Source organism: Petrimonas sulfuriphila (assembly GCA_038561985.1).
GTDB lineage: Bacteria > Bacteroidota > Bacteroidia > Bacteroidales > Dysgonomonadaceae > Petrimonas > Petrimonas sulfuriphila.
Map to the genome: position 1 here is coordinate 3,013,253 of CP073276.1, position 20,892 is coordinate 3,034,144.

17 protein-coding genes are annotated in these 20,892 nt (G+C 44.5%); 7 read left to right on the forward strand and 10 right to left on the reverse strand.

Annotation, left to right across the window (positions count from 1 at the left end; translation table 11 throughout):
- Positions 1 to 17: 17 nt before the first annotated feature.
- The 8 genes from KCV26_12800 to KCV26_12835 form a co-directional block, all read right to left on the reverse strand.
- Complete coding sequence (locus KCV26_12800) at positions 18 to 1,310, reverse strand: tyrosine--tRNA ligase (GenBank protein ID WZX36170.1); 1,293 nt, start codon at positions 1,308 to 1,310, stop codon at positions 18 to 20.
- A 195-nt stretch (positions 1,311 to 1,505) separates the two neighbouring features.
- Positions 1,506 to 2,951 (reverse strand): TrkH family potassium uptake protein, encoded by a 1,446-nt coding sequence (locus KCV26_12805; GenBank protein WZX36171.1) that lies wholly within the window; start codon positions 2,949 to 2,951, stop codon positions 1,506 to 1,508.
- A 1-nt stretch (position 2,952) separates the two neighbouring features.
- On the reverse strand, positions 2,953 to 4,401 hold the full coding sequence (locus KCV26_12810; protein ID WZX36172.1) for a TrkH family potassium uptake protein: 1,449 nt from the start codon (positions 4,399 to 4,401) through the stop codon (positions 2,953 to 2,955).
- Positions 4,398 to 5,177: an MCP four helix bundle domain-containing protein gene (locus tag KCV26_12815; protein ID WZX36173.1), complete on the reverse strand. Its 780-nt coding sequence runs from the start codon at positions 5,175 to 5,177 to the stop codon at positions 4,398 to 4,400. Before KCV26_12815 ends, KCV26_12810 begins: the two co-directional genes overlap by 4 nt.
- Before the next feature lie 148 nt (positions 5,178 to 5,325).
- Positions 5,326 to 7,017, reverse strand: coding sequence for a hypothetical protein (locus KCV26_12820; GenBank protein ID WZX36174.1), 1,692 nt, complete (start codon positions 7,015 to 7,017; stop codon positions 5,326 to 5,328).
- A 206-nt stretch (positions 7,018 to 7,223) separates the two neighbouring features.
- Entirely contained in the window at positions 7,224 to 8,357 is a 1,134-nt protein-coding gene (pdxB, locus tag KCV26_12825; protein WZX36175.1) for a 4-phosphoerythronate dehydrogenase PdxB, read from the reverse strand.
- A 101-nt stretch (positions 8,358 to 8,458) separates the two neighbouring features.
- A complete protein-coding gene (locus KCV26_12830) occupies positions 8,459 to 9,175 on the reverse strand; it encodes an SGNH/GDSL hydrolase family protein (GenBank protein WZX36176.1) in 717 nt (238 codons plus the stop codon).
- Between the two features lie 182 nt (positions 9,176 to 9,357).
- Positions 9,358 to 9,678, reverse strand: a complete 321-nt coding sequence (locus KCV26_12835) for a YbjQ family protein (GenBank protein WZX36177.1) — start codon at positions 9,676 to 9,678, stop codon at positions 9,358 to 9,360.
- A 163-nt stretch (positions 9,679 to 9,841) separates the two neighbouring features.
- Between KCV26_12835 and nfo the strand changes: the two genes are divergently transcribed.
- Complete coding sequence (nfo, locus tag KCV26_12840; GenBank protein WZX36178.1) at positions 9,842 to 10,690, forward strand: deoxyribonuclease IV; 849 nt, start codon at positions 9,842 to 9,844, stop codon at positions 10,688 to 10,690.
- A gap of 12 nt (positions 10,691 to 10,702) precedes the next feature.
- Complete coding sequence (gene nhaD, locus KCV26_12845; GenBank protein WZX36179.1) at positions 10,703 to 12,109, forward strand: sodium:proton antiporter NhaD; 1,407 nt, start codon at positions 10,703 to 10,705, stop codon at positions 12,107 to 12,109.
- Between the two features lie 7 nt (positions 12,110 to 12,116).
- On the opposite strand, the gene KCV26_12850 is transcribed toward nhaD, so the two are convergent.
- Complete coding sequence (locus KCV26_12850; protein ID WZX36180.1) at positions 12,117 to 14,453, reverse strand: family 20 glycosylhydrolase; 2,337 nt, start codon at positions 14,451 to 14,453, stop codon at positions 12,117 to 12,119.
- Position 14,454: 1 nt separating this feature from the next.
- Positions 14,455 to 15,210 (reverse strand): copper homeostasis protein CutC, encoded by a 756-nt coding sequence (locus tag KCV26_12855; GenBank protein WZX36181.1) that lies wholly within the window; start codon positions 15,208 to 15,210, stop codon positions 14,455 to 14,457.
- 253 nt (positions 15,211 to 15,463) lie between these two features.
- On the opposite strand from KCV26_12855, the gene KCV26_12860 reads away from it, so the two are divergent.
- Genes KCV26_12860 through KCV26_12880 form a run of 5 tightly spaced genes read left to right on the forward strand, consistent with a single transcriptional unit; the run spans position 15,464 to position 20,887 of the window.
- Positions 15,464 to 17,455: a urocanate hydratase gene (locus tag KCV26_12860; protein WZX36182.1), complete on the forward strand. Its 1,992-nt coding sequence runs from the start codon at positions 15,464 to 15,466 to the stop codon at positions 17,453 to 17,455.
- A gap of 39 nt (positions 17,456 to 17,494) precedes the next feature.
- Positions 17,495 to 18,391 (forward strand): glutamate formimidoyltransferase, encoded by an 897-nt coding sequence (ftcD, locus tag KCV26_12865; protein WZX36183.1) that lies wholly within the window; start codon positions 17,495 to 17,497, stop codon positions 18,389 to 18,391.
- 14 nt (positions 18,392 to 18,405) lie between these two features.
- Positions 18,406 to 18,987 carry a nicotinamide mononucleotide transporter gene (locus KCV26_12870; GenBank protein WZX36184.1) on the forward strand — a complete coding sequence of 194 codons (582 nt, stop codon included), beginning with the start codon at positions 18,406 to 18,408 and terminating at the stop codon, positions 18,985 to 18,987.
- A 5-nt stretch (positions 18,988 to 18,992) separates the two neighbouring features.
- Positions 18,993 to 20,237 carry an imidazolonepropionase gene (locus KCV26_12875; protein ID WZX36185.1) on the forward strand — a complete coding sequence of 415 codons (1,245 nt, stop codon included), beginning with the start codon at positions 18,993 to 18,995 and terminating at the stop codon, positions 20,235 to 20,237.
- A 23-nt stretch (positions 20,238 to 20,260) separates the two neighbouring features.
- Positions 20,261 to 20,887, forward strand: coding sequence for a cyclodeaminase/cyclohydrolase family protein (locus KCV26_12880; GenBank protein ID WZX36186.1), 627 nt, complete (start codon positions 20,261 to 20,263; stop codon positions 20,885 to 20,887).
- Positions 20,888 to 20,892 lie beyond the last annotated feature (5 nt).

Consider the following 20,892-nt stretch of genomic DNA (forward strand, 5'->3'; position numbering starts at 1 on the left):
GCAGGGAAAAGCGATTGTTACATGGCTATCAGCAGGTAATAGTTTTTTTTACCGCGTTGGGCCAGGATATATTTACCGGCAATAAGGTGAGAGTTGTCTATAATTGCTTCAAAATCATCCAGTTTGTCTTTGTTTATTGATACGCCTCCGGCCTGTACGGTTTTTCGCATCTCTCCCTTTGACGGGAAAACGGCTGCCGTTTCCGTTAATAAATCCACCGCTTTTATGCCTCCGGTAAGCAGATTTCTTGAAATATTGAATTGGGGAACCCCATCGAATACCTGAAGAAAGGTGGTTTCGTCAATAGAACGCAAGGCATGAGAGGTGGATTTCCCGAAAAGAATTTCCGATGCACTAACGGCCATGTCGTAGTCTTCACGACTGTGAACCATAACGGTGATTTCCTCTGCCAGACGTTTCTGCAACGGGCGCAAATGCGGGGCAGACTGTTGCTCTGCCACCAGAGATTCAATCTCTTCCCTCGATAATGCCGTGAAAATCTTGATGTATTTTTCGGCATCGGCATCGCTCACGTTCAGCCAGAACTGATAGAACTGGTAAGGTGTCGTATAACGGCTGTCCAGCCATACATTTCCGCTTTCGGTTTTACCGAATTTTCCGCCGTCGGCTTTAGTAATGAGTGGACAAACCAGCGCAAAAGCTTCTCCGCCTGCAATCCGGCGGATAAGTTCGGTCCCGGTAGTGATGTTACCCCATTGATCGCTTCCACCCATTTGCAAGCGGCATCCGTACTCACGATACAGGTGAAGGAAGTCGTATCCTTGCATCAACTGGTAAGAAAATTCGGTGAAGGACATGCCTTCACTGGCTTCACCGCTCAGACGTTTCTTTACGGAATCTTTCGCCATCATGTAATTAACCGTGATGTGCTTGCCGATATCGCGAATAAACGAAAGGAACGAAAAATTCTTCATCCAGTCGTAATTGTTTACCAAAATAGCTTTGTTGGGAATATCGCTTTCAAAATCGAGGAATTTGGCCAGTTGTTTTTTTATCGCTTCCTGGTTATGCCGCAAGGTGTTTTCGTCCAATAGGTTACGTTCTGCCGATTTCATCGATGGGTCACCGATCATTCCTGTGGCTCCGCCAACAAGCGCTATTGGTGTATGTCCCGAGCGTTGCAGGTGTTTCAGCATCATCACGCCCACTAAGTGTCCGATATGGAGAGAGTCGGCTGTGGGGTCAATTCCCAGGTACCCCGACGTTTGTTCTTTCAATAACTGTTCTTCCGTTCCGGGCATCACATCGTGGATCATGCCTCGCCAACGAAGTTCTTCTACAAAGTTCATGTTCATTCAGTTGTAATTCGATTGTAATTCAGTAAATATGCCTAAGGGCAATTTTCAATTTAATGGAAATTTGTTGTTCCGGTGAACATTTGTTTGCCGCAATTAATTACTGTTGAATAATGCGTAGCGAATTTCAACGAAGCTAAATAACCATTGAATAGGGTGCAAAGATACATTTTTCTTCCCAGAAAACGGTTATTTTTTGTAGGTTAACACCGTAAACAAGGCAAAGACGTTAATAATTTCAAGACGTCCCAACAGCATGTTTATCGATAAAACATATTTTCCCGCATCGGGGATGGATGAGTAATTTCCAAGTGAACTTACTTTTCCAAAACCGGGTCCTGCATTACCAATTGTAGCAATGGAAGCCGATATGGAAGTCATACCATCGACATTCATGCTGGAGAGCAAGAGAGCCGTAACAAACAGCGTAACCAGATAAAGAATAAAGAAAATGGCAGTTTGTAACTCCATTTCGGTGCTGATGACGACATTCTCCAGTTTCGTAATATATACGCCGCTCGGATGCAAGACAAGTTTTATCTGCCGTTTCAGTGATTGATAAAAGAGCAATACTCGATCGAATTTTAATCCTCCTGACGTGGAGCCGACCATTCCACACTGAATCGTAAAATACATGATAATGATGACGGTAAGTATCGGCCAGTTTGGCGTGTCCACCGTAGCAAAGCCGGTAGTTGTTCCCAGCGATATTACCTGGAACGAAGCGTACCGGAGGGATGTCCACCACGAGTAAAACCCATCGTTGGTTAACTTTGCAGCAACAACAATGATTCCCAGAAACATTAAACCTACATAAGTCCTGACAGATTTCGAAGTGAATACATTCATCTTGTTCCCCGTTACGGTACCGTACAATAATCCGAAATGAATGCTTCCCAGCAGCATAAACGTCATAATGACCACTTCAATCCAAACACTGTCGTAATATGCCACGCTTAAGTTTTTGGTTGAAAAACCACCCGTTGCCACTGTCGCAAAAGCATGACAAGTGGCATCAAAAAAATTCATGCCCAATGTCCAAAGGAGCGCAATCTCTATGATGATCAGACTAAGGTACACAACGACGATGACACGCGCTATTTGGCGGGTCCGCATTCTAAAGTTTAATTTAGATAATCCGGATAGTTCCGAATTGTAAATGCTTGATCTTGTGCCGGCAGCACTGGGTAAAATCAATAAAACAAACAGAATGATTCCCACACCGCCTATAAAATGAGTGGATGCCCGCCAAAATAACAATCCTTTGGTTAACGCTTCTACGTTTTTCAAAATGGTTGCTCCCGTGGTAGTATATCCCGAAACACTTTCGAAAAGGGCATTGGTAAACGTGAACTCGCCACCCCACATGAAATACGGTACAGCACCGACAAAGCAGGTAAGGATCCATCCAAAAACGCTGATTACCATTCCTTCGCGGAAGTTAACTTCATCAATTTTTTCCACAAATATTAGTGGAAAAGAGCCAAGGATTGTACAGACCACTGCACTGTATAAAAGCGGAGTGAGTGAGTTTTCGTGAAAGAAGAATGAAATTGAGGCGGAAATATAGAAAAACAACGCGTTAAATAACAGCACGTATCCTAAATATTTTACAATTACTTCCCAGCGGGTCACTTTATCTGTTTTTATCTGTCAGAAAAACAAGCAATACAATCACGTTCATAATTTCCAAACGTCCCAACAGCATATTAGTCGAAAAAATGTATTTTGCAGCATCGGGCAAAGTAGAGAAGTTTCCCATCGATCCGATTGTTTTTCCAAATCCCGGACCAATAGTACCTAAAGTGGCAACAGACCCTGAAAAGGATGTGATAAGATCGATATCCATGGCAGATAATGCCAGGGTAGAAGTTAGAAGAATGACCAGATAAACGATGATGTAAGCCATTGATTGTAGTTCAATATCGCTGCTGATAAGGGTTTTATCCATTTTTGACACATAAACGGCGTTAGGGTGCTTTGTCTGTTTAATTTGTTTAAGAAATGTTTGAAAAAAGAGATATACCCGATCGAATTTTAGCCCTCCCGTGGTTGAACCAATCATTGCGCACTGAATGGAAAAATAGATAAGGACAACAACGGTAAACATGGGCCAAACTGACGTATCCACAGTAGCAAAACCGGTAGTAGTAACTAACGAAACTACCTGGAACGACGCGTGCCGAAACGCCTCTCCCCAGTTGTATACGTGATCGTTGACAAGTTTGAATGCAATAAACAAGATGCCTATAAAAATAATGGTCAAATAAGTTTTAACAACGTCGGAAGTAAAAAGATTTTGTTTTTTACCTGTTATGGTAGCGTATATAAGTCCAAAGTGCATACCTCCCAACAACATGAAAAAGGAAATGGTGATTTCTATCCAAATATTGTTGTAAAAGGCAATGCTGGTATTTTTAGTAGAGAAACCGCCGGTTGCCAGTGTTCCGAATGAATGGCAAATAGCATCAAAAAAGGTCATTCCCAGTGCCCATAGAATCATTGTTTCAACCAGTATCAGGCTTGTATAGACTATGCCGATAATGCGTACGATTTCCCGCATTCGCATCTGAAAATTCAACATGGAGAGCCCGGATACTTCAGACCTGTAGATGCTGGTCCGCGCTGCTTTGGCATTGGGGAGAATCAATAACACAAACAAGATGATTCCCATTCCTCCGATAAAATGTGTTGCCGATCGCCAGAACAAAAGACCTTTGGGCAACACTTCAATGTTGGTAAGAATGGTCGATCCGGTAGTTGTATAACCGGCTGTGCTTTCGAAAAGGGCATTTGTCAAGGTGAATTCACCGCCCCACATGAAATATGGAATTGAGCCTACAATGCATGTTAATATCCATCCCAGAACGCTAATCGCAATTCCTTCGTGGGACTTTAGTTCTTCTGTTTTTTCTACAAAGATTTGTGGAAACACTCCTACAATTGTACATAAGATAGCGCTATACAGTAAGGGAGTTATGGAAGTTTCTCTTAAAAAAATGGAAATAGCGGCAGAAATATACATAAGCAGTGCATTGAATAACAACACAAAACCTAAATATTTTGCAATAACGCTGATTCTCATTTCGATTGATTTTTTAAACGCAGTAATCTTCCGATAAGATTATTCGTTTCGGTTTCCAAGTGTTTTATTTCGTCGTTTGACTTGATATCACAATTTATTATGCCTTTTTCCGGGTAAAATGATTTTACTCCATCGATAAGCCGATTGATTGGACGAATAAAATATTCGGATATGAAGAAATTAAGCAACAAAGCGAAAACGATGGCTGCGACAATAGACACAATGGCCGGCATCATCGCCCTTTTCGAATTTTCTTTCATAGTGTTTGTTTGTTTATAAACTCCCTCCTGGTTAAGTCGCATCAACTCGTTGATGGTTTTCTTTACTGTAAAGAACAATTGCTGGTTTTGGAGGTATATTTCGTTTTTTTCTTCCAATGTTAATTGTTCACTGGTATCGGTGGTTTGCTTAACGGAAGTATGAAACTCTTCGTATTCTTTTATAATATTATTGATGTATTTATCCTCGTCTTTTTCGGTAATGTTATTTCGGGCTATTTTAATGGCATCCTGTATTGCTGAATAGGCCGTATTAATGGTTTGGCTTCCCATTTCCCGGTTTCCCATCAGATACATCAACAAACCGCTGTCTTCCCTTTCTAACGCGTCCAGCATTTGTTTGGTCTGCTCAATGGATTTGTAGTTATCGTCCATGACATTCTTAATGGATACCCCTACCTTGTTGAACTCAATAATTGACATAATTCCGGCAATTACCAGCATCAACACAAGCAACATAAAGCTGGAAAATATTTTAGCCCTCAACGATTTAAGCATAATAACTCCCTTTTAGCATGAATAATAAATTTTCGCAGCAAATGTACGGGTTTTACGGTTTCTTTACAAAATATGGATTTATTTTTTACAATAAAATAAAAATGGAGTGCATCGGGCACTCCATTTGTCGTTATATTTCGGTTGAACGTTATTTTAAAAGGGTCATGAAATCCTGATTGGTCCTGTACTTTGCAAATTCAAGGTCGTTTAATGCCTTGGCCGCCATTGTCTTGTCCATGGTTATGGCAGAGCGCAGGTTAGTCATCACATCGTTGAACTTATTTGTCCTCGACCCGACGACAGCCATCAGGTAGTACGTCAGCGCATCGGGATTTTTAATGGTTTTGAGGGTAATGTCGGCAGCGTTGTAGTTTCTTGTCAGGATTTGTGCCAACGCGGCGTTGTTCGATTTCGTATCTCCAAAAGCATCAACGGCCTGGTTATAATCACCCTCCATCAGGTAAAGCAATCCCATGGCTGCCTCCAGGTTGTTGGCCCCGGATGACCTGCCCAGTAATTCTTTTGCCGATTGTGTATTTCCGTCCATCATAGCGAACAATGCTTTGTTTACATTTACTTCGGCTGCGTTGGGTGAAACCAGGGCTGCGCGGTCCAATGCCTGTTTGGCGTTATTGTATTCGCCGCGCTGGTAATAGGCGGTAGCCATGTTGTTCCATCCCCGGTAGTCTTGCGGGAAGTTTACGGTAACGTATTGATAGATTTTTTCTTTATCGGCATCGTTATCGGTGAGTGTGGAAGCGTAAAGCAATTCTTCCACCGACAGTTTTTTAGGATTGGTGCGCCAGAATTCCATGATTTCTTCATCCGATTTTCCGATAATCTCGATGTTTGCCGTGATACGTGAACGACGTAACTGCGGTAAGATGGTTGATGCCAGATCACTGTAAACAAACGAGATGTTTTTGATTTCACGCTCGCGTGTTTCGGGATCGGGATACATGGATAAAACTCTTAATACGAGCTCTTTATCTTGTAGATCCGATGCTTCCAGCAATTGGCGGAACCCTTCCCAGTCTTGTGCCGTGTAGCGGGCGTTTACATCGGTATCAATCTTTCTTCTTTTCAGCTCACCTTCCAGGTATTGTGTCGTGTTCTTCTCACGTTGAGCAGCTAATCTTTCGTTCAACGTAAGACCTCCGTCGGGCGATGCGTAAGCAGAAATCTCAATGTCTACGTTCTGGCGCGGATCGTTGAATGCATCCTGAACCCGTTGTTGCCACGAACGCATATCTTGCGTGTTTGTTTCGGATGAACGAATATTTGCCTGTTGGATAACGAAATGAATGTTAGCGTCTTGAGTCTGCTTTATGATGCGTTGAAAACCGTCATCAGCAACAGATGGAGCGGTTGTCTGAGCACTTGCCAGCGCCGAAGTGGCAACGATTCCGTCGGCTACTTTTACCTCGGGAAGTTTTACGGATTTATTTTTGATTTTGGCATCGAAACGCATAAAAAGCTCCGAAGTCAGCATGTCGGGTTGATAAGGAAAGCTGAAACTCATGTTGAAGTTTCCCCCACGGTTATACGGAATTTCAATGGCGTTCCCTGAAACACCTTCTCCCTGATAAGTCTGGGCGGATCCGTAGGATTCTTTGGTTCCGGCATATTTCAATACCGGGGTGATTTTCACGGTTGCGTTTTTGTTGAACCATTTCTCGGGAAAAGTCCCGTTAACGGTTACGGGTACACTGTTTCCCACCGTTTCCAAGGGAGATGGGGTTGCGTTGAAGTTCGATTGCGAAAGAGGCTTCAGATTGCTGCATGATGCAGCAGCAAAAACAAGCCCGGCGAGCAGAGCATAAAAAGAAATTTTTCTCATTTTCTGATTGATTTTTATTTTTTGTTTATTGAATTTTCCAAAGAAAATAATCGCATTATCCATCATTCAACTCAGTTACTCTCTATCTTGGATAATTTGAAACAACATACAACAAAAATACCTTTTTTCTGCGATATCAAAAAATAAACCGATCACATTTAGGTATTTTTTAGAAATATCTACCCATGGGAAAATTGCCGGTGTGATTATACATTAAATCCGAGTTGTTTTAAGACAGGAACAACACTTGAATCTGCATTTTTTAGTTTGTATGCACCGTATTCCCTGCGCAGCGGATAATGGGAACGAAACCAGTAGAATTTATCGGGATTTTTTTTCAGATTCACTGTTTCCATCATGGGGTTGTAGGTTTGCCATACGGAATAAGCCAATTGATGAGCCGGTTCAATCTCCCTTAAGTCGATAACCGGGTTATTCGGTTGAGGGAGTTGTATGAATTGTATCGGATGAATGCCTAATTCGAAAAACTCGTTCAGGTTATCAAGCGACATCTTGGTTGCTGTCCATTTGCCGTCAGCCGAATAGCCGGCAATATGTGGCGTGGCGATATCGGCCATCTCTAACAGTTCCCGGTCGATATCGGGTTCGTTTTCCCAGCAATCGATTACCGCTCCGGCAAGTTTTCCTGTTTTCAGCGCCTTTTTCATGGCTGGGTTGTCCACCACACTTCCGCGGCAAGAATTAATGATAAACGGCTTTTTATCCAGTGCATCAAAGAAATATTCGTCTGCCAGATGATAGGTCTTGTGTCTTCCGGTTTTTGTTAACGGTGTATGCAGGGTGATGATGTCGGCTTCTTTCTTTATCGTATCCAGATCCACAAAAGCAGTTTTTCCCTTCACTCCGGGTTTTTCTCCGACCTCTCTCTCTTCCCGCGGTGGGTCATTTAGTAATACATGCATTCCCAGTTTTCTGCAAGCCGTTTCCACTTTACTACCCACATTGCCCACGCCAATAATTCCTATTGATTTTTCTTCTAGACGGAATCCGTATTTATCTGCCATATACAAAAGCGAAGCTGTTACGTATTGTTCCACGGAGTTAGCGTTACAACCCGGTGCTGTGCGCCAGGCAATACCTGTTGCGTCACAATATCGGGTGTCAATATGATCAAAACCGATCGTAGCGGAGCAAATCAGCTTTACACTGCTTCCCTCAAGAATGTCTTTTCCAAAATGGGTAACCGTACGTACGATCAGTGCGTCTTTATCACCAATGGCTTCTTTCGTGAATTGATTTCCAGGCAAGTATTCCACTTCGCCAAACTGTTCGGCAATACCTCTCAGATAAGGAATATGCGCATCTGCAAGAATTTTCATATTTATGTAAACACAAGAGCCGAGACTTAGGAATAGGGATTTCTTTTAAATGATTCAAGACTCCAGGTCCCGGGTTTCAACTCGTAAATTCGTAAGTTAATTCAGTATTTTCTTTTCGGATTATCTTTCCACATCAACAGGGCACGGGCAATTGCTGTCTCGGCAATGGGAGCCATAAGGGCATATCCTTCTACGTTGGGATGAACACCATCGCCCGACAAGCTTTCAGGCAATCCGTTTCGCTCATCGGCCATGGCTGAAAAGAAGTCGCAATAAACAGCACCGTGTGTTTCTGCATATTTTTTTATCCTGCGGTTCAGTTCTACAATTTTTTCGGCAGGTTCAAGGCCGGGTCTCCACTTGTACTCAAATGCAGGAAGAACCGAGCAAAGCACTACTTGAATTCCGTTGGATTGTGCGATCTCAGTCATAGAATGGATGTTGTCTTCGATCATTTCCAGTGTCGAGGGTCCGGTATTTCCGGCAATATCGTTTGTTCCGGCAAGAATAACCACTACTTTCGGATAAAGGTTTATGACATCCTGTCGGAAACGGACAAGCATTTGCGGTGTGGTTTGTCCGCTTATGCCGCGGTTGATGTAAGGCCTGTTTTCAAAGAATTTTGGTGCTTTCGCTATCCATCCCTGTGTGATGGAGTTGCCCATAAAAACCACCCTATCTTCACACGTTTTCGGCATTCCCATTTTAACATTCTCTTCTTTGAAACGGGTTAAGTTTGCCCAATCCTGTGCATTTCCATACGATATGAAATTCAGGGCAATGATGACTGTAAAAAATAATTTTGCTGTTGTTTTCATTTGTTTTGTTATGTTGTTTTTAACGTTTGACCGGCTTTATCGTTTGTGAAAACCCTTGTACGGAAGCGGCTGCGGATAGACAGCAGCATTTGATTTTTTGAATTGGTGCTCCAATGCGTGTGTCTGACAGCTGCTTTTCGAACGATACGCCCCCTGTATGGAGGTCGCAATAAAGTTTTTCTTTACTCGGATTTAACTGCTGTACCCGATGCTGAAACCATCAGCATGCTGCCGTTGTTGCCTATTGTTTCGTAGTCGATGTCGACCGCCAGGATGGCATTTGCACCCATCTTCCGGGCTTGTTCACTCATTTCCTGCAACGCAATTTCTTTCGCTTCTCGCAATACTTTTTCGTAACCCCCGGAACGTCCTCCGATCACATCGGTGATAGAAGCGAAGAAGTCCCTTACAATATTGGCGCCGATGATGGTCTCCCCGCTAACGATCCCATAATATGCAACAATGCGCTTTCCTTCAATGCTGTTTGTTGTAGTAATTAGCATAGCAACTTTTGGTTTTATTCAACAGATATTTTTTCGAAAGATAATAAATTTTATCTTTTCGTTAAGAATTTCCGCACAAAAACAATACTTTTTTTACCCTTTCAATCTTTATCGAGTATCTTTGCTGCTGAACAGACTTTAATTAACAAAAAAAACCGAGAAGATGAAATTTGTAGGAGCACATATCAGCGCATCGGGGGGAGTGGAAAATGCACCGGTTAACGCACATTTGATAGGGGCAAAGGCTTTTGCTTTTTTTACCAAAAATCAGCGTCAATGGTTTGCAGCGCCCTATACGCAACAAAATATCGATTTGTTTAAATCACGGTGCGAAGAGTATGGCTACTCTCCGGATCATATTCTTCCACACGACAGTTACCTGATCAACCTGGGTCATCCCGAAGAAGAAGGCTTGAATAAATCACGTTCCGCCTTTTTCGATGAAATGAAACGTTGTGAACAACTGGGATTGAACCGGCTGAATTTTCATCCCGGCAGTCATTTAAACCAATTGTCGGTCGATGATTGCCTGGACAGAATTGCCGAATCCATTAACCTGTCGCTAGAAAGAACGAACGGGGTAACAGCTGTCATAGAGAATACGGCGGGGCAAGGGACCAATTTGGGACATACTTTTGAACAAATTGCCCATATCATTGATAAAGTGGAGGATAAAAGCCGGGTAGGGGTGTGTCTCGATACAGCTCATACACTGGCGTCGGGTTACGAAATAAGAACCCGTGATGGGTTTGAAAATACATTTCGTCAATTCGAAGAGATTATTGGATTTAGCTATCTGAAAGGAATGCACGTAAACGATTCCAAAAAGGAACTGGCATCTCGTGTCGATCGTCACGACAGCCTCGGAAAAGGATTGATGAATATGGAGGTCTTTTCTCTTATCATGAACGATAATCGTTTCGATAATATCCCGTTGATCCTTGAAACCCCTGACGAAACGTTATGGGCCGAAGAGATAGAACAACTTTACTCGCTTATTACTCATCACTAATAATTCAAACATATGTACTATGCAATGCCGGTTGTTTTTATCCTTGGAATCGTAGCCATTGCGCTCGAGGATAAAATTAAGGTAAATAAATCAGCAACGGCGCTGTTTGTGTGCATCACCCTTTGGCTGATGCTTGTGTTTGGTTCACAGGACATCCTGGTAGAACGTCAGAATCCAGACTTTCTGCAATTTGTTAAGCAAACTGAACTGGAGAACTTTCCCGTTAAAGATCAGATTGTACGTTATTTAACAGAGAAAGCTTTTGTGCCTCATTTGGGTGATGTAGCGCAGACTTTGTTCTTTGTGATGTGTTCGTTACTTATCGTAAATATCGTGGACAAGCACGGAGGATTTATGGCTATCTCGCGTTCGCTACGTACCGAGAATAAGCGTAAATTGTTGTGGATGATAGGTTTGTCGTCTTTTTTCTTTTCTGCTTTGCTTGATAACCTGGCAGCTGCCATCGTGCTAATTGCCGTTCTTCGCAAGCTAGTTCCGGATCATACCGACCGCATGAAATACGCCAGCATTATTATCCTGGCAGCAAATGCGGGCGGTTCCTGGTCACCCATCGGCGACGTGACAACACTTTTACTGTGGACGGGCGGAAACATCACGGCATGGCATCAGATATCGCATCTATTTTTGCCGGCATTGGTCAATTTATTGGTTCCGTTGATAATAGCTGATTTTTGGTTATTCAAGAAAGGGACAAAGTTACGCCAAATCAGTAATTTATCGGCCGATGACATTTACATTGAACGTATTCCGAACAGATCAAGAATAATCATTTTTTGGATCGGGATTTCATCCCTTGCTTTTGTTCCAGTTTTTCAGACTATAACTCACCTGCCTGCTTTCATGTGCGTGTTGATTGGGTTGGTATTTTTATGGATATATACCGATTTAATGTATGGGCGGATAAACGATATCCGGGAATCGGACAAGTTGCGTATTCCAACGTTGTCCCGTTCGGTGGATTTGCCCACGATTTTCTTTTTCTTCGGCATCCTGATGTCGGTGGCCGCGTTGAATGTTGGCGGACAACTTTCGCTTTTTGCCGATGTTCTTTCCTCCAACATAAAGGAACCCTACACCATTAGTATAATCAGTGGTGCTATCTCGTCCGTTGTGGATAACGTGGCGTTGGTGGCAGCAACCATGGGAATGTATCCGGTAGTAGAAGCGTCGGCAGCGGCAACGCCGTACATGCAGTATTTTGTAGCTGACGGCGGTTTCTGGACTTTGCTGGCGTATTGTGCGGTGACCGGGGGCAGTATTTTCATCATCGGATCGGCTACCGGAGTAGCCGTAATGGGACTGGAAAAAATAAGCTTCGGTTATTTTTTCAAACGATTTACGCCGTTGGCAATACTGGGGTACGTTGCAGGCATTCTGCTGTTCCTGGCGATGGCGTAACCCGGAGTCAGTTCAACGATATTTCATCGATGAACACATAGCCTTTGCTCCCTTTTCCCGGATGCCATGCCGGCATAACCGTTGGTTTGACCGTCAGCCTGAAATAACGGGCGGTTACAGGATCGAAAGACAGCGTATGGACAGCAATGTCCGACCAATGTGTGGTGTTTGCATCCAGCAGTTTTTGACTGTTGACTATAGTGAATACTGAGTTGTTATCGGAGGATTCGAGAATAATTTCCGATGCATCAAAGATCCAGTCGCCGGTTACCACGCAGTTACGGATTTGAGCGGTTGAAATTTCCGTGGGTTCGAGCATATCGATTATGGCCACTATGTTTTCACCCTTGAAACCCATCCATTTTCCGGTTTTGTAATTCGTACTGTTCCCGAAAAGGCCGTCGACCAGCATGCCTTCACCGGTATACCTGTAGTTCGGGTCCGGTGTAGTTAGCAGTGTTATGGGTTTGTAGCTGGCTTTGCTTGCATTAATTTTTTCCGAGAGAACTTTGCTTGTGTTTCCACCTTCGCGGATAGCCATTGCTTTAATTTCTGTATTCTCCCGGATGGAGAATTTGCCGTCGTATTTTGTCGACGAAACGGCAGGAACCGTACCGTCGAGCGTATAATATACCGGTGCATTGTCAATGGTTGACAATTCCACATCGAGCGAATTGGTTTCGAAATTGGGAATCATTTTTGCCTGCACGTCGAAAACATGTGTTGCATAGTTGTAACCCAGCTTGCCGTACAGGTTGAGCAGTCCGGGTAGCCGGGTAAGGAATGCTTCGTAATTCTTCTTTTCGGGCTTTACCCATTGTGCTTCAGATAGCGCGGCGATACGGGGCATTACCATGTATTCCACGTAATCCGGCGTTTCAATGTATTCTGTCCACAAGTTAGCTTGTAGCCCCAGTATATGTGCTTTTTGTTTGTCTGTTAAAATTTCAGGTGCCGGTTCAAAGCTGTACACTTTCTCGATAGGGACATATCCGCCGATTGCCAATGGCTCTTCGTCGGTGTTCTGGGTCTGGTAATAGTCGAAATAGCAATAAGCGGTTGGTGTCATAATTACATCGTGTCCCATTTGAGCAGCCTGAATACCTCCTTCCATCCCACGCCAAGACATGACCGTTGCGTTTGGCGCCAGTTCCCCTTCCAGAATCTCGTCCCAGCCGATAATGCTTTTTCCCTTATTATTCAGGAATTTTTCGATGCGTGCAGTCACGTAGCTTTGCAGGTAATGTTCTGCTTTATGTCCTTCTTTGTCCTTTAGTTTTAATTCCTTTATACGAGCCTGACAATCGGAACACTCTTCCCATCGGACCTTGGGACATTCATCACCGCCGATGTGGATGTATTCGGACGGGAAAAGTTCAATCACTTCCGAAAGGACGCTTTCCAGGAAAGTGAAAGTTTCCTCTTTTCCCGGACAAAGAACATCGTCAAAAACTCCCCATGAACCCGCAACTTCGTACGGACCGCCTGTGCAGCCCAGTTCGGGATATGCAGCAAGGGCGGCCAACATATGTCCCGGAAGATCGATCTCGGGAATGACGGTGATGTACCGATCTTGGGCATATTTAACGATATCTTTAATCTCTTCCTGTGTATAAAAACCACCGTGAGGCTTTCCATCATATTCCCCTGTGTTTCTGCCCACAACAGTTTGTTCGCGCTGCGACCCGATCACCGTTAGTTTCGGATAGGCCTTTATTTCAATTCTCCATCCTTGATCATCGGTCAGGTGCCAGTGAAAGCGATTGATGTTGTGTAATGCCAGGATATCGATGTATCTTTTTACAAAATCTGCCGACTGGAAATGGCGTGCCACATCCAGCATCATGCCGCGGTAAGCGAACCGGGGTTCGTCTTTGATTTTCACGGGTTGGAAAACAATACGCTTTGCGTCTGCCGAAACAGATTTGCGCAACGTCTGTATCCCGTAAAAGACAGCAGCTTCACTTGCGCCCGTTATGGTTATGCTGTTTTCGTCGACAACTATTTCATAGGCTTCTTTATTTGAATGTTGGAGACCGATACCCAAAATGATGGCGTTCTTTTCCGGTGCCGCCGAGGTTATGTCCGGTTTTATTCCTGTGGATATATCCAGAAATTCCGCTAAGAATTCCGCGTTACGGTGCATCTTTTCATTCCCCTCCGGAAACAGGATTTTTACTGATGAGGACAAAACAAAAGGATTTCCTTCGGATGTCACGATTTCCGATGGCAACGGAATAACCTGGTAATTGGCAGACTCTGTGCTTTTTCTTTCCTTAAGTGAGCAGGAGGACAACAGGGCGATTACTGCAATAAGCACAGAGAGAATCTTGAATTTTTTCATTTCATTTTATATTTAAAACAGTCCGTGTGTCTTTTACTTTTTGGGCACTGGTAATCAATTGTTCAAATTCGTTGATCGTGATGTTTGTCCCCCCCATTGAAACGGCTGAGTTTTTGAATTTCATCTTACTTTCCACCGCCTCACGGGCAGAAAGATGAAATTCTACCGCCCCGGTTTCCCGGGCAATCGTTGCAATGTTGTTCTCGTTAATCCCGCTTCCCGGCATAATGATGATGCGCTCTCCGGCTTGTTGAACCAGTTTTTTCAATAACTCCACTCCTTGTTCCGCCTTGGGTTGTTGTCCCGAGGTGAGGATTCTGCTGCACCCCAGAGAAACAATGTCTTCAAGGCTTGCGAACGGATCACGGCATTGATCGAATGCCCGGTGAAAGGTTACGTCCATTTCCCCTGCAGCCGCCATTAACTCCCTGCAGCGTTCCGTGTCTACATCGCCCTCTTCCGTGAGACAGCCGATAACAATTCCGTCAACACCCAGTTTGCGACATATTTCGATATCTTTGAGCATGATTTTGTGCTCTAGCGCGGAATAAAGAAAATCGCCGCCGCGTGGACGGATAATTACGTTAAGCTTAATGTGCAACAGTTCCCGCGCAATGGCAATATCGCCGTATGACGGTGTTGTACCGCCTTCCGGTATTGCTGCACAAAGTTCCACCCGGTAAGCACCGCCTTTTTGTGCTTCGATACAGCTTACGGCAGAGTTAGCGCATATTTCGAGTTTATAATCCGTTTTCACAATTTAAGTTTCTATGAGTTGATTGTTGATCTATGTGGTTGAATATGAAACGAGTAAAAAGTATTTCTTCGTAATATTTTTTCAAAATGCGCGATTTACGCTGATGCAAAGATAATAATAGATTTCTTTTTATAAAATTCTCTCAGAATCTTGTTTTTGAGTCTGATTTTCTCTAATTTTACAGTCAATATGTAAGCAAAAGCGGAACATTTGTCCAGAAGTTTGTAACTCTAATGTCTAAATGTCTGATAAAGTGAAAATAACCTTATCCAGCGAATTGCCTCATTATCCTACCTTTAAAGAGGGTATTCGCCGTGCGCCCGACCGCGGCTTCCGACTGACACCTGCCCAGGCCGAAATCGCCTTAAAAAACGTTTTACGCTATATTCCGTGTGAATTGCATAAGAAGCTGGCTCCTGAATTTTTAGAAGAGCTATGGACCAGGGGGAGAATTTATGGCTACCGTTATCGTCCCGAAGGTGATCTGAAAGCAAAGCCGATAGATGATTATAAAGGAAATTGCGTGGAAGGAAAAGCTTTCCAGGTGATGATTGACAACAACCTCTGTTTTGATATAGCCTTGTATCCATACGAACTGGTAACCTATGGCGAAACAGGTCAGGTCTGTCAGAACTGGATGCAGTACCGGTTGATAAAAATGTACCTGGAACAGTTGACACAAGAGCAAACGCTTGTGGTGGAAAGCGGACATCCGCTCGGATTGTTTAAATCCAAACCCGATGCACCGCGTGTGATTATAACCAATTCAATGATGATTGGTCAATTCGATAATCTCCCAGATTGGGAGATTGCCGCACAGATGGGCGTTGCCAACTACGGACAAATGACGGCCGGGGGTTGGATGTATATCGGTCCTCAGGGAATTGTTCACGGAACATTCAACACATTGCTCAATGCCGGAAGGTTAAAGCTTGGCATACCGCAAGACGGAGATTTACGGGGACACCTGTTTGTATCGTCGGGATTGGGTGGAATGAGCGGTGCGCAACCTAAAGCTGCCGATATTGCCGGCGCGGTATCCATCGTGGCAGAGGTGGATTATTCGCGGATAGAAACCCGTCATTCGCAGGGGTGGGTACACAAAATAACCGGAGACAAGCAACAGGCTTTCGCCTGGGCTCGTGAGTCGATGGCACACAAAAAACCACTTTCTATTGCATATCACGGAAACATTGTCGATTTGCTTGAATTTGCAGAGGCAAAAAATATCCATATCGATCTGTTGAGTGACCAGACCTCCTGCCACGAACCCTACACGGGCGGATATTGCCCTGCGGGAATCCCGTTCGATGAGCGTACCCGGTTGCTGGAAGAAGACCGAACCCGGTTTCATGAATTGGTGGATGCATCCTTGCGTCGTCATTTCAATGTCGTCAGAAAACTGGTTGCCAACGGCACTTACTTCTTTGATTATGGAAACTCGTTTATGAAAGCGGTTTACGATGCCGGCGTGATTGAGATTTCGAAAAACGGCGTCGACGATAAAGAGGGGTTTATTTTCCCTTCGTACGTGGAAGATATCATGGGACCCGAGTTGTTCGATTACGGTTATGGCCCTTTCCGTTGGGTGTGCCTGAGCGGAAAACACGAAGATCTGATCAAAACGGATAAAGCTGCCATGGATTGTATTGATCCTACACGCCGCGGACAAGATATGGATAACTGGATTTGGATTCGCGACGCGGAAAAGAATCGACTTGTTGTAGGTACTCAAGCCCGTATTTTGTATCAGGATGCGCTTGGACGCTTGAATATTGCATTAAGGTTCAACGAGATGGTGCGAAACGGAGAGATCGGCCCCGTGATGCTCGGGCGTGACCACCATGATGTGAGCGGCACCGATTCCCCATTCCGCGAGACTGCAAACATCAAGGACGGCAGTAACGTGATGGCGGATATGGCCGTACAATGCTTCGCCGGGAATGCTGCGCGGGGGATGAGCCTGGTGGCACTGCACAACGGAGGTGGCGTAGGTATAGGAAAAGCCGTTAACGGTGGATTCGGAATGGTGTGTGACGGCAGTGAACGCGTGGACGAAATCCTCCGCTCGGCAATGATTTGGGACGTTATGGGAGGTGTTGCCCGCCGTTCATGGGCAAGAAATCCAAATGCCATGAGTACCGTTCAGGATTTTAACCGGTCGTTTGTCGACGGTTATCACATTACCGAACCCTACCTGGTGGATGAGGAAATAATAAAGAATATCACAAATTACAAACAATAATTTTAAAAAGCTCTTTTCCTGGGGAGCAGGAGTCTTGATATGAACAAAATCATGGAATGCGTGCCTAATTTCAGCGAAGGGTGCGACAAAGAGAAAATTGAAAAGATCGTGGAATGCTTCCGCGCTAAAGAGAATGTAAAACTGTTGGATTATAGCAGGGATGAAGACCATAACCGGCTTGTTGTGACCGTTCTAGGCGAACCCGAAGAGTTGAAAAATGCCGTTATCCAAGCCGTAGGTAAAGCGGTAGAACTTATCGACATGAACCAGCACAGGGGACAACACCCCCGAATGGGCGCCGTTGACGTAGTCCCTTTTATTCCCATCAAGAACGTAACATCGGAGGATGCCGTAGCACTTTCAAAAGAGGTCGCACAAGCGGTTGCAGAGCGCTATAACCTGCCTGTTTTCCTGTATGAAAAATCGGCTTCGGCGCCCCATCGTGAAAACTTAGCGAACATCCGGAAAGGTGAGTTTGAAGGAATGGCGGAAAAAATAAAAAAAGAGGAGTGGAAACCCGATTTCGGACCCGCGGAACGTCATTCCACGGCCGGAGCTGTTGCTGTGGGGGCACGTATGCCTTTGGTGGCCTACAACGTGAACTTAGGAACCGGCAACCTTGAAATTGCTCAGGCAATCGCCAAAAAAGTGCGTTTTATCGGAGGTGGATTGCGTTTCTGTAGAGGAATGGGCGTGGCGCTGGAGGAACGAGGCATAACCCAGGTTTCCATGAACCTGACCGATTATACCAAAACGGCCATTTACAGGGCCCACGAACTGGTTCGTATAGAAGCTAACCGTTACGGTGTGCCTATTATTGGAGCTGAAATCGTAGGTCTGGTACCCCTGGAAGCATTGGTAGATACTGCCGCATATTATCTTGGTCTTGAGAATTTTTCACTAAGCCAGGTACTCGAAACAAAACTGATGGAATAAAACGAGATTTACCTATGGACTGGATAGAACCTGTTGCCGCAGCTTTTGGCGTTTTGAGCGTTTGGTTTGCCCGGAAGGAAAATATTCTAGTCTTTCCTTTCGGAATCATAAACGTAGCAATTTATATCTACATCTGTTTTGCCGCCCGATTGTATGCGAACGCCGGAATTAACGTGGTTTACCTGGCTTCGAATGTTTACGGATGGTATTTATGGTCCCGTATCGACGGAGACAGCCGTAAATTACAGATCAAACACAATACTTCCAGGGAGAACATGATTTCCTGGACCGCAGTGGTAGTGATTTATGTAGCCCTTTTTTTTCTTTTGAGGTATGTGAACCGGACCGATACCGGTTACATTCAATCGTATCTGCCCTATATCGATTCCTTTAATACAGCATTTTTTTTGGTAGCTACCCTTTTAATGGCATTTAAAAAGCTGGAAAACTGGCAGTTCTGGATTATAGGTAATATTGTGTCAATCCCCATCTACGCGTCACAGGGATTGTATTTTACGAGCGCTCAATACGCTGTTTTTTTGGTTTTGGCGATACTGGGCTGGAAGGAATGGAAAAGGAAAATAAAGGGTAAATAAAAAAGATGAACAACCTTGTTGTAAAAAATGCTTCGCAAGTAGTTACCTGTAGCGGATTCACAGGGAAAAGAGGTAGGGATATGTCGGACCTGCATGTGATTGAGAATGGAACAGTCGTTATTACTGACGGTGTCATCTCTCACGTGCTGAAAGAGGGTGAAAGTCTTTCCGTAAACCTGTCGGATTACGAAGTGATTTGTGCGGAGGGTAAAGCCTTGCTTCCCGGATTTGTAGATCCTCACACGCATTTTGTGTTTGGCGGCTACCGGGAAGAGGAATTTGCGTGGCGGATGCGCGGGGACAGTTATATGGATATCATGAACCGCGGCGGCGGTATTGTAAATACTACACGCGCTACGCGCGCCGCTTCGGAAGATGAACTTTTTATTGCCGGGAAACAACGGCTTGACGCCATGATGCAGCTCGGTATCACTACCGTCGAAGGTAAAAGCGGTTATGGGCTCGATAGGGAAACCGAACTGAAACAGCTTCGTGTCATGCGGCGCCTCAACGACGAACATCCCCTGGATGTCGTTTCCACGTTCATGGGCGCGCACGCTACTCCTGAGGAGTGGAAAGGTAGGGAGGATGAGTTTATCGATTTCAACATAAACGAAATGTTCCCTTTGGTAGCACAGGAAAAACTGGCGGAATGCGCTGATATTTTCTGTGAAAAAAATGTATTTACTGTAGAACAATCGCGCCGCTACCTGACTGCAGCACGAGAATTCGGCTTCAAGCTGAAAATTCACGCCGATGAAATTGTACCGTTCGGAGGAGCCGAGCTTGCTGCTGAACTTGGTTGCCTGTCTGCCGACCATTTGCTGAAAGCATCGGACAAAGGCATTCGTGCAATGGCAAAGGCAGGAGTGGTTTCCACACTGCTGCCGCTTACGGCTTTCTCTCTACGCGAAAATTTTGCCCGTGCCCGGACAATGATTGACAATAACTGTATGGTTTCCTTGGCAACCGATTTTAATCCGGGCAGTTCGTTCAGCGCATCTGTGCCCTTGCTGTTTGCGTTGGCGTGTATTTACATGAAAATGTCGCCCGAAGAAGCAGTCACCGCTTTCACTATTAACAGTGCGGCTGCTGTCGGCAGAGCCGACAAAATCGGCAGCATCGATGTGGGGAAACAAGCTGACCTGGTGCTGTTGCAATTTCCGTCGTACAAATTCTTGCCCTATCACGTGGGTATGAACATCGTAGAAAAAGTTATCAAACGTGGACAGGTTCTTGTTAATCGTTAAATATCAGATTTTAAATAAATAAAATGAAACTACAGGATTTAACTGTAAAACAATTCTTGGAAAAAACCGCCGGGAATGAGCCTGTACCCGGTGGCGGAAGTGTATCGGCATTAAACGGAGCCATATCATCGTCATTGGTACAAATGCTGGCAAACCTGACTATTGGCAGGAAAAATTACACGGATGTGGAAGAACGGATGAAAAAAAATGCCGGAAGATTTGAAGAATTCAGGATGCATTTTCTGAACGATATCGATCGTGATAGTGAAGCTTATAACCTGGTTTTCGAAGCATTTAAGCTTCCGAAAGAAACAGATGAGGAAAAAGCATATCGTAACCAAAATATTCAGGAGGCGACCAAGATTGCCGCACTCGTTCCGATGGAAATTGCTGAGCGTGCTTTCGGAATGCTTGACCTCATTGTTGAAACTACCCGCAAGGGTAACAAAAATGCCATTACCGACGGCTGTGTGGCAATGATGACCTGCCGGACTGCCGTCTTGGGTGCGCTGCTGAACGTGCGCATCAACCTGGGAGGATTAAAGGATGCTGGATTCGTGCAAAAGCTGACAGACGCTTGCAATCGCATAGAAAAAGAAACAGAGGTAAAAGAAAAAGAGTTGACGGATTGGGTAAAAACACAACTATAAGTATA

Coding starts and splice junctions, on each gene's coding strand:
- KCV26_12815 (WZX36173.1), bottom strand. CDS start 5,177: ATGCTTAAATCGTTGAGGGCTAAAATATTTTCCAGCTTTATGTTGCTT.
- KCV26_12835 (WZX36177.1), bottom strand. CDS start 9,678: ATGCTAATTACTACAACAAACAGCATTGAAGGAAAGCGCATTGTTGCA.
- KCV26_12820 (WZX36174.1), bottom strand. CDS start 7,017: ATGAGAAAAATTTCTTTTTATGCTCTGCTCGCCGGGCTTGTTTTTGCT.
- KCV26_12875 (WZX36185.1), top strand. CDS start 18,993: ATGAACAACCTTGTTGTAAAAAATGCTTCGCAAGTAGTTACCTGTAGC.
- pdxB (WZX36175.1), bottom strand. CDS start 8,357: ATGAAAATTCTTGCAGATGCGCATATTCCTTATCTGAGAGGTATTGCC.
- KCV26_12850 (WZX36180.1), bottom strand. CDS start 14,453: ATGAAAAAATTCAAGATTCTCTCTGTGCTTATTGCAGTAATCGCCCTG.
- KCV26_12810 (WZX36172.1), bottom strand. CDS start 4,401: ATGAGAATCAGCGTTATTGCAAAATATTTAGGTTTTGTGTTGTTATTC.
- nhaD (WZX36179.1), top strand. CDS start 10,703: ATGTACTATGCAATGCCGGTTGTTTTTATCCTTGGAATCGTAGCCATT.
- KCV26_12830 (WZX36176.1), bottom strand. CDS start 9,175: ATGAAAACAACAGCAAAATTATTTTTTACAGTCATCATTGCCCTGAAT.
- ftcD (WZX36183.1), top strand. CDS start 17,495: ATGAACAAAATCATGGAATGCGTGCCTAATTTCAGCGAAGGGTGCGAC.
- KCV26_12800 (WZX36170.1), bottom strand. CDS start 1,310: ATGAACTTTGTAGAAGAACTTCGTTGGCGAGGCATGATCCACGATGTG.
- KCV26_12870 (WZX36184.1), top strand. CDS start 18,406: ATGGACTGGATAGAACCTGTTGCCGCAGCTTTTGGCGTTTTGAGCGTT.
- nfo (WZX36178.1), top strand. CDS start 9,842: ATGAAATTTGTAGGAGCACATATCAGCGCATCGGGGGGAGTGGAAAAT.
- KCV26_12880 (WZX36186.1), top strand. CDS start 20,261: ATGAAACTACAGGATTTAACTGTAAAACAATTCTTGGAAAAAACCGCC.